Source organism: Herbaspirillum lusitanum P6-12 (assembly GCF_000256565.1).
In the GTDB taxonomy this organism is placed as follows: Bacteria; Pseudomonadota; Gammaproteobacteria; order Burkholderiales; family Burkholderiaceae_D; genus Herbaspirillum; species Herbaspirillum lusitanum.
Genome location: NZ_AJHH01000448.1, coordinates 1 through 8,584 on the forward strand (window position 1 = coordinate 1; position 8,584 = coordinate 8,584).

General features: G+C 63.1%; 7 protein-coding genes. 2 read left to right on the top strand and 5 right to left on the bottom strand.

Features of this window, described 5'->3' with window-relative positions:
• Positions 1 to 52: 52 nt before the first annotated feature.
• On the bottom strand, positions 53 to 2,767 hold the full coding sequence (gene mdeB / locus HLUSI_RS0114410; RefSeq protein WP_016834650.1) for an alpha-ketoglutarate dehydrogenase: 2,715 nt from the start codon (positions 2,765 to 2,767) through the stop codon (positions 53 to 55).
• Positions 2,768 to 2,902: 135 nt separating this feature from the next.
• On the opposite strand from mdeB, the gene HLUSI_RS0114415 reads away from it, so the two are divergent.
• Complete coding sequence (locus tag HLUSI_RS0114415; protein ID WP_016834652.1) at positions 2,903 to 3,376, top strand: Lrp/AsnC family transcriptional regulator; 474 nt, start codon at positions 2,903 to 2,905, stop codon at positions 3,374 to 3,376.
• A 186-nt stretch (positions 3,377 to 3,562) separates the two neighbouring features.
• Here the strand turns inward: HLUSI_RS0114415 and HLUSI_RS0114420 are convergent, their stop codons facing one another.
• Entirely contained in the window at positions 3,563 to 5,272 is a 1,710-nt protein-coding gene (locus tag HLUSI_RS0114420; RefSeq protein ID WP_016834655.1) for a methyl-accepting chemotaxis protein, read from the bottom strand.
• 158 nt (positions 5,273 to 5,430) lie between these two features.
• Here HLUSI_RS0114420 and HLUSI_RS31665 point away from each other — a divergent pair, with 158 nt between their 5' ends.
• The gene (locus HLUSI_RS31665) at positions 5,431 to 5,583 is read left to right on the top strand and encodes an EAL domain-containing protein (protein WP_016834657.1); all 153 of its coding nucleotides are present in this window, start codon (positions 5,431 to 5,433) and stop codon (positions 5,581 to 5,583) included.
• A gap of 18 nt (positions 5,584 to 5,601) precedes the next feature.
• Here HLUSI_RS31665 and HLUSI_RS0114430 read toward each other — a convergent pair whose 3' ends face one another.
• From HLUSI_RS0114430 to HLUSI_RS0114440, 3 genes are read right to left on the bottom strand one after another with little or no spacing between them, the layout of a single operon-like run.
• A complete protein-coding gene (locus HLUSI_RS0114430; RefSeq protein WP_050977720.1) occupies positions 5,602 to 6,912 on the bottom strand; it encodes an NAD(P)/FAD-dependent oxidoreductase in 1,311 nt (436 codons plus the stop codon).
• Between the two features lie 58 nt (positions 6,913 to 6,970).
• A complete protein-coding gene (locus HLUSI_RS0114435; protein ID WP_016834661.1) occupies positions 6,971 to 7,696 on the bottom strand; it encodes an ABC transporter ATP-binding protein in 726 nt (241 codons plus the stop codon).
• On the bottom strand, positions 7,693 to 8,469 hold the full coding sequence (locus HLUSI_RS0114440) for an ABC transporter ATP-binding protein (protein WP_016834662.1): 777 nt from the start codon (positions 8,467 to 8,469) through the stop codon (positions 7,693 to 7,695). Before HLUSI_RS0114440 ends, HLUSI_RS0114435 begins: the two co-directional genes overlap by 4 nt.
• Positions 8,470 to 8,584 lie beyond the last annotated feature (115 nt).

Consider the following 8,584-nt stretch of genomic DNA (forward strand, 5'->3'; position numbering starts at 1 on the left):
CGGGGGGGGGCCGCTCGGGTAAGCGGCGAATCCGGTTGCAGCTGGAAAACGCTCAGACCGAGGTCGATAAAGGCTTGTCCAGGTCGACGCCCAGCTTTGCCGCTGCGTCCTTGAGCCTGGCGGCATCGGCGCCGAAGACTTCCGCCAGCGCGGTGTAGGCGATCCAGCGTGCGTCGACTTCGAAGAAATCGCGCAGGTTGGCGCGCGTGTCGCTGCGGCCGAAGCCGTCGGTGCCCAGCGTGACGTAGCGCGCCGGCACGTAGGCGCGGATGCTTTCGGACAAGGTGCGCACGTAGTCGCTGACGGCGATGACGGGCGCCTGGCCGGATTGCAGCTGCTGCGTCAACTGTTGCGTGACATACGGAAGTGCGCCCTTGGCGCCCGGTTGCAGGCGCGCCCGACGTTCTGCCGCGATGCCGTCGCGCGCCAGCTCGGTAAAGCTGGTGACGCTCCACACCTCGGCCGTGACGCCGAACTGCTCCTGCAGCATGCGTGCTGCCGACAGCGCTTCCTTGAGCATCGGGCCGGCCGCCAGCAGGCGCACCTGCGCATCGGCTTGCGGTGCGAGGCAATACATGCCGCGCAAGATGCCGTCCTTGACGTCGCGGCCTTGCGGCAAGCTCGGCTGCTCTTCGTTTTCGTTGGTGACGGTGACGTAATAGAACACGTCTTCGTTGCGCTCCAGCATGCGGCGCATGCCGTCGTCGACGATCACCGCCATTTCATAGGCGTAGGCCGGATCGTAGGAGACGCAATTCGGAATGCCGGCGGCAGTCACGTGGCTGCTGCCGTCCTGGTGTTGCAGGCCCTCGCCGCCGAGCGTGGTGCGCCCCGAGGTGGCGCCGATCAGGAAGCCGCGCGCACGCTGGTCGGCGGCAGCCCAGATCAGGTCGCCGATGCGCTGGAAGCCGAACATCGAATAGTAGATGTAGAACGGCAGCATCGGCAGGCCGTGCACCGAATAGCTGGTCGCCGCCGCCGTCCACGACGAAATCGCGCCGGCTTCGGTGATGCCTTCTTCGAGGATCTGGCCATCCTTGGCTTCGCGGTAGGACAGGATGGAGCCGATGTCTTCCGGCTCATATAACTGGCCTTGCGAGGAATAGATGCCGACCTGGCGGAACAGGTTGGCCATGCCGAAGGTGCGCGCTTCGTCGGCGACGATCGGCACCACGTAGCGGCCCAGGTCGGCGTCCTTGAGCATGCTGCCGAGCATGCGCACCAGCGCCATGGTGCTCGACATTTCCTTGCCTTCGGCGTCGAGCGCGAACCTGGCATGGGTCTCGATGGGCGGCACGCGCAGCTGGGCCTTGTCGTCGGCGTTAGCGACGCGGCGCGGCATGCGTCCGCCCAGTGAAGCGCGACGCGCCAGCAGATGCTTCATCTCGGCGCTGTCGGCGGCCGGCTTGTAGAACGCCAGGCTCTTGCATTGCTCGTCGCTGATGGGCAGCTTGAAACGATTGCGGAAGGCGATCAGCACTTCTTCGTCGAGCTTCTTTTGCTGGTGCGTGGTCATCTTGCCTTCGCCGGCCGCGCCCATGCCGTAGCCCTTCTTGGTCTGCGCCAGGATCACGGTCGGCTGGCCGCGATGGCTGGCGGCGGCGTGATAGGCGGCATGGATCTTCTTCATGTCGTGGCCGCCGCGGCGCAGGCGATTGATCTCTTCGTCGGTGAGCGTCTCGGCGATGCGGCGCGTGCCGGCGGTCTGGCCGAAGAAGTGCTCGCGGTTGAAGGCGCCGTCGTTGGCGGCGAAAGTCTGCAGCTGGCCATCGACGGTGCGGTTGAGCGCATCGATCAGTTCGCCGTCCTTGTCGCGGGCGAACAGGCCGTCCCAGTCCGAGCCCCACAGCAGCTTGATGACATTCCAGCCAGCCCCGGCAAAGAGCGTTTCCAGCTCATCGACGATATGGCCATTGCCGCGCACCGGACCATCCAGACGCTGCAGGTTGCAGTTGACCACGAAGATCAGGTTGTCGAGTTTTTCACGCGAGGCCAGGCTCAGGGCGGCCAGCGATTCCGGCTCGTCCATTTCGCCGTCGCCGAACACGCCCCACACCTTGCGGCCCTGGTCTTGCAGCAGGCCGCGATGTTCGAGATAGCGCAGGAAACGCGCCTGGTAAATCGCATTGATCGGACCGATACCCATCGAGCCGGTCGGGAACTGCCAGAAGTTCGGCATCAGCCACGGATGCGGATACGACGACAAGCCTTGCTTGCCGTGCTTCTTGGCTTCGATCTCGCGGCGGTAGAACCCGAGGTCGTCTTCAGTCAGTGCGCCTTCGAGGAAAGCCCGTGCATAAATGCCGGGCGCGGAATGCGGCTGGAAGTAGACCAGGTCGCCGGCAAACTGCGCGTCGCGTGCGCGGAAGAAATGGTTGAAGCCGACTTCGAACAAGTCCGCGGCGGAAGCATAACTGGCGATGTGGCCGCCCAGTTCGCCGTAGGCGCGGTTGGCGCGCACCACCATCGCCAGCGCGTTCCAGCGCATGACAGAGGCCAGGTGTTCTTCAATCGCCTGGGCGTCGGATCCGCCCGGAAACGGCGGCTCCTGTTCAGGGCGAATGGTATTGATATAGGGGGTGTTGCGGGCGTCACGCCAGTTGATGCCCCATTGCTGGGCTGCGGCCGACATGCGCGACAGCAGGAAGCGCGCGCGGTCGGGTCCGACTTCCTGCAATACGCCTTGCAGCGCCTGCAGCCATTCCTGGGTTTCTTGCGCGTCGATATCGATGTCTTTGGCGATGCCGCTTGCTGATGACAGATCCACTTTCTGGTCTCCTCCGGGTGAATTGACGACTGTACGCCTGACCAGGCCGCATGAGTCACTGAAATCGATGCTTTGACATACAATAAACAGCACAATATGCCGCCCACCGAAAATTCACGGAGATAAATTCTGCATATGGAACTCGACGCCATCGATTTACGTATTCTGAGCACGCTGCAGCAAAACAGCGCACTGAGCAATCTCGAACTGTCCTCCAAGATTAACCTCTCCCCGTCGCCGACGCTGGCGCGCGTCAAGCGGCTGGAGAATGAAGGCATCATCTCGCGCTACGTCGCGCTGGGCAATCCGCACCTGCTCGGGCTCAAGGTCAACGTCTTCATCAAGATCAGTCTCGAGAAACAGGAGTCGGCCACGCTGGCGCAGTTCGAAGAAGCGGTGAGCGCCTTCGACGAAGTCATGGAGGTCTACCTGATGACCGGCGACGAAGACTATCTGCTGCGCCTGGTGGTGCCGGACCTGCAGGCGCTTGAACATTTCGTGCTGGACCATCTGACCAAGATTCCCGGCATCAAGAACATCCGCTCCAGCTTCGCGCTCAAGCAGGTCAAGTACAAGACCGCGCTGCCGCTGGGCAACCTGCCGCGCTGACCCGGCCCGGCCGTCGGCGCCAAAAAAAAGGCGGATCGCATCGCTGCGAACCGCCTGCACACCGACGTTCATCACGTCGGTTCATGAGGCCTTGCTTGCGCATGCTGCACCTCATTCCCTCACCCCACTACTCACTGCTACTACCCCCACTACAAATTCATTGGCCTGCCTTCTGCGCCTGTCGCCTCATGCGGCGTAGCTCAGGTGATCCATCGACAAGGACGGTGCGCTGACCGGCTTGGGCAGGTGATGCACCTGGGTCGCCGGAGCCGACACGGCATGGTGGCCAGGCTTGAGCGCGATGGACGGCGCCGCCTGCGCTGTTTCGTACTGCATGTGCTGCTCGTCGAGCTTGAACACGCTGACCAGTTCGGCCAGGCTGCTGGTCTGGCTTTGCATCGATGCTGCTGCGGCGGCGGCTTCTTCCACCAGCGCGGCGTTTTGCTGCGTGACCTGATCCATTTGGGTGATGGCCTGGTTGATCTGTTCGATGCCGCGCGTCTGTTCGTCGCTGGCCGAGCTGATATCGCCCACGATGCCGGTGACGCGCTGGATGCTGTCGAGGATCTCGCCCATGGTGGCGCCGGCTTCATCCACCAGCGCTGCACCGGCGTCGACCTTGGCCACCGAGGTGCCGATCAGTTGCTTGATTTCCTTGGCTGCCGAGGCCGAGCGCTGGGCCAGGCTGCGCACTTCCGAAGCAACCACCGCAAAACCGCGGCCTTGTTCACCGGCACGCGCTGCCTCAACTGCCGCGTTGAGCGCCAGGATGTTGGTCTGGAAAGCGATGCCGTCGATGACGCCGATGATGTCGACCACTTTCTTCGACGATTCGTTGATCGAGGCCATGGTTTCGACTACGCGGGCCACCACCGCGCCCCCCTTGACGGCGATGTCGGAGGCGGTTGTCGCCAACTTGTTGGCTTGTTGCGCGTTCTCGGCGTTTTGCCTGACTGTGGCGGTCAGTTCTTCCATCGCCGAAGCAGTTTCCTGCAGCGAGCCGGCTTGTTGTTCGGTACGGGACGACAGGTCCAGGTTGCCGCTGGCGATTTCGCCCGAAGCGGTGGCGATGGTGTCAGTGCCGTGGCGGACATCGCCGACGATGCGCAACAGGTTGTCGTTCATTTCCTTGAGCGCCAGTTTCAGTTGACCCAGTTCATCCTTGCTGTCGACCCTGATGGTGCTGGTCAGGTCGCCGGCGCTGACGTTTTGTGCAATCGTCACGGCTTCCTTCAGGGGACGCGAGATCGAGCGTGTCAGCCACCAGGCGATCAACGAACCGAGCAGCAGCGAGACGGCGCTCAGGGTAAGCATGGTCCACTTCGATACTTCGTAGGCTTCTTGCGCCGCCGTAACGCTCTCGGTGGTGCTGGCACGCATGACGACGTTGAATTCATTGATATGGGCGATCACTTGCTTGAGCAGCGGCATGCAATCGGCGACCAGCGCGGCCTTGGCCGCTTCCGTCTGTTGGGTGGTCGCCAATGCGCCGATCTTGGTGGCGATCGGCAGGTATTTGGCTTCCAGCGCGCGCAGCTGTTCGAGCATGTTGCGCTCCTGGGCGGTGGCGTCAGCGGGATTCTTCATCAGCGCGGTCAGCTCTGCCATGCCGCTGTCGATGTCTTTCTGTGCCTTGGCGACCAGTTCGATGTCGCTTTTTTGCAGTGCCGGGTCAGTCACCAGCACCAGGTTGCGGGCGGCGATGGCGCGCAGGCCGACGGCGAACTGGACTTTGCTCAACGCCAACAGCTTGCCTTCGTCGACAGAGGTAATGAATTCGACGCGGTCGTTCAGCTTCGCGACCTGACGCAGTCCGAACATGGCTCCAGCGACCAGCAATGCCAGGACGATGCCAAAACCGATGGTAAGACGGATGCCGATTTTCCAATTCTTCATGTTGTTCTCTCTGGATTGTGTGAGGGGACTGGCTGGGACTTCCGGGTGTTGCTAGTGGGTGAACCGATTTTCAGGCAAATCGACGCGAGCAAATATCGGGCTTTTCCTGAGTGGATGAAACAACATGATTTCTTCGGGGAAATCAGTGTTTTTTTGACATGGCGAAGGACCTCGACCACCGCATCGTCGCCGAAGGCGTCGAGACGGAAGAGATCATGGGTCTGGTGAAGGAATGGAGCTGCGATGAAGTGCAGGGATACTTCTTCGCGCGGCCGGTGGCGGCGGATGAATTCCTGACTTATCTCACTTGAAACCGACGCAACACGGCATCAGAAACGCCGCGCACTGAACGGCGCCATGTCGATCTCGGGCAATTGCCCGGCCAGCAACTGGCCGACCAGGCGACCGGTGCGTGCCGATGAACCGAGTCCGATATGGCCGTGGCCGAAAGCGTGGATGATGTCCACGCTGTGCGACGATCGCCCGATGCAGGGCAAGCCGTCCGGCATGCTGGGACGACGACCCAGCCAATAGCGCACGCGATTTGCAGGCAGGTCGCGCGGCAGCGCCGGGAACAATTTCAATGCAAGGTCACGCATGATCTCGGCGCGACGCCAGTCCGGCGCGGCGTCGAAGGAAGCGATCTCGACCTGTCCCGCCACGCGCAAACCTTCTTCCGTCTGCGTGGCGATGACCTTGCGGTCCATGATCATCATCGGCGTACGCGGCCGGCCTTCGGGCGCGAGCACCATGGCGTGGTAGCCGCGCTCGGTTTCCAGCGGCACCTTGTCGCCGGCTTTCGCGGCCAATGCTTTTGACTGTGCGCCGGCGGCGATGACGGCGGCATCGCAAAGGATGTCGCCGGCGTCGGTCTGCACGGCCGCCAGTCCATTCCCTTCAAAACGAAAACCCGTTGCCGTCACCGCCGTCAGACGGGCGCCGCGCGCACAGGCATGCGCCGCCAGCGCTGCGATATACGCGCCGGGATTGCGGCAATGTCCGGCTTCCGGAATCAGCACGCCGAAGCCGTAGGCCGGATCGAGATCCGGCTCGCGCGCATGCAGTTCCTGCGCCGACAATTCCTGCCAGCCGATACCGAGCTTGCGACGGATGCCCCAGCCTCTTGCATCGGCTTCGAAATGCGCGCGCGAACGATAGATGTGCAGCAAACCGCCGAGGTCGATCAGATCGCCGACGCCGGCCTGCTCCGCGATCGCCTTGTGCAGCGACGCCGCGCCCTGCAGCAGCGGCCGCAATGCCGCCGCAGTCGCGCTGATGCGCGCGGTGGTGGAACCGGCCGCCAGATAGCGGAGCAGCCACGGCAAGGTGCGCGGCAGGTAGCGCCAGCGCACCGAGAGCGGCCCGAGCGGATCGGCGAGGAAACCGGGCACCTTCTTCCACACGCCCGGCTCGGACGGCGGCAGCACCGAATGCGAAGACAGCCAGCCGGCGTTGCCGTAGCTTGACGCCTGCTCGCCGCCGGGTTGGCCCGGATCGACGATGGTCACCTGGAACCCCTGGTCGAGCGCATGCAGCGCACTCATCAGACCGACTGCGCCGGCGCCGATGACGACAACATGGCGCGCAGCTGAGGTTGAAGAAGATGCAAGAGAAGAGGCCGAGGAAGTATGCGTGGTCATGAGCGGAAGTATACGTAGTTTTGATACGTAGTTTTGACAACTGCGCAGTCTGGCAAATCTACACCGCCAGGTAAGCGCGCCGCACCGCTTCGTCGCGCGCCAGTTCCGCCATCGTGCCTTGATAGCGAATGTGGCCGTTCTCAAGGATGTAGGCGCGGTCGCTGACCAATCCGGCGAAATGCAGGTTCTGTTCGGACAACAGGATCGCCATGCCGGCCTGCTTCAGGCGCAGGATCATCTCGGCCATCTGCTCGACGATCACCGGCGCCACGCCTTCGGACGGTTCATCCAGCAGCACCAGATAGGGATTGCCCATCAGCGTGCGCGCGACGGTCAGCATCTGCTGCTCGCCGCCGCTCATGCGACCGCCGGCGCGCTGCGGCATTTCACCGAGGTTGGGGAACAATTCGAACAGCTGCTGCGGCGTCCAGACGAAGGCATCGGGACGCGGCGGCTGGCGGCCGACTTCGAGATTTTCCAGCACGCTCAGCTCGGAAAAGATGCGGCGATCTTCCGGCACGTAGCCCATGCCCATGCGCGCGATCTTGTGCGGTTGCGCACGGCTGATGTCCCGGCCGCGAAAGCTGACCTTGCCGTCGGCATGGTCGAGCAATCCCATGACGGCCTTCATCGTGGTCGACTTGCCGGCGCCATTGCGGCCCATCAGCGCCACCACTTCGCCGCGACCGACCTCGAAACCGACATCGAACAGGATATGGGCCTGGCCGTACCAGGCGTTGAGATGCTCCACGCGCAGCAAGATGTCTGCCTGCACGCCGCTCATCGCGCTTCCTTCCCGAATGTCTTGCCGGTGCCCAGATAGACCTCCTGTACTTGCGGATGATTGCGGATGGTTTCGCCGTCGCCTTGCGCGATGATGCGACCGCGCGCCAGCACGATCATGCGATCGGCGAAGGCGAACACCACGTCCATGCTGTGCTCGGTAAACAGCACCGAGAGCTTGCGTGCGACCACCAGCTCCTTGGTCAAGGCCATCAGGTCGTTGCGCTCGCCGGGCGCCATGCCGGCGGTGGGTTCGTCCATCAGCAACAGGCGCGGACGATTGGCCAGCGCGATCGCCAGCTCGACGCGCTTGACGTCGCCGTAGGCCAGCACGCCGCAAGGACGCTGCGCCTGCGCGGCCATGCCGACCTGGGCCAGCAGTTCCATCGCTTCATCGCGATACATGCTTGCCGCCGGACGCCACAGACTGAACAGCTTGCGCTCGCGCGAGATCAGCGCCATCCGGATGTTGTCGACTACCGTCATGGAGCCGAAGGTGGCGGAGATCTGGAAGGTGCGGCCAACGCCGAGACGCCAGACCTCGCGCGGCTTCATGCTGCTGCGTGCATTGCTGATCTCGCGCCCGTCGAAATGCACCGAGCCGGCGTCCGGCTTGTACTGGCCGTTAAGGATGTTGAAACAGGTCGACTTGCCCGCGCCGTTCGGTCCGAGCAAGGCCAGTAGCTGACCTTCGGGCAGATCGAACGACACATCATCGAGCGCCTTGACGCCGCCGAAACTCTTGCCGAGATCGCGTACTTGCAGCAGGCTCATGCGCCCTCCCCTGCGTTCTTGCGCCCTCTGCCTGAGAATCTGCCTGAGAATTTACCTGAGAAGCCGGCGATCCCTGCCGGGAACAACAGCACCAGCGCCAGGATGACCGCTCCCA

What these genes read in the sequence shown, in the direction of transcription:
- HLUSI_RS31665 (WP_016834657.1), top strand. Translation starts at nt 5,431, where the DNA reads ATGGCGAAGGACCTCGACCACCGCATCGTCGCCGAAGGCGTCGAGACG.
- HLUSI_RS0114430 (WP_050977720.1), bottom strand. Translation starts at nt 6,912, where the DNA reads ATGACCACGCATACTTCCTCGGCCTCTTCTCTTGCATCTTCTTCAACC.
- HLUSI_RS0114440 (WP_016834662.1), bottom strand. Translation starts at nt 8,469, where the DNA reads ATGAGCCTGCTGCAAGTACGCGATCTCGGCAAGAGTTTCGGCGGCGTC.
- HLUSI_RS0114435 (WP_016834661.1), bottom strand. Translation starts at nt 7,696, where the DNA reads ATGAGCGGCGTGCAGGCAGACATCTTGCTGCGCGTGGAGCATCTCAAC.
- HLUSI_RS0114415 (WP_016834652.1), top strand. Translation starts at nt 2,903, where the DNA reads ATGGAACTCGACGCCATCGATTTACGTATTCTGAGCACGCTGCAGCAA.
- HLUSI_RS0114420 (WP_016834655.1), bottom strand. Translation starts at nt 5,272, where the DNA reads ATGAAGAATTGGAAAATCGGCATCCGTCTTACCATCGGTTTTGGCATC.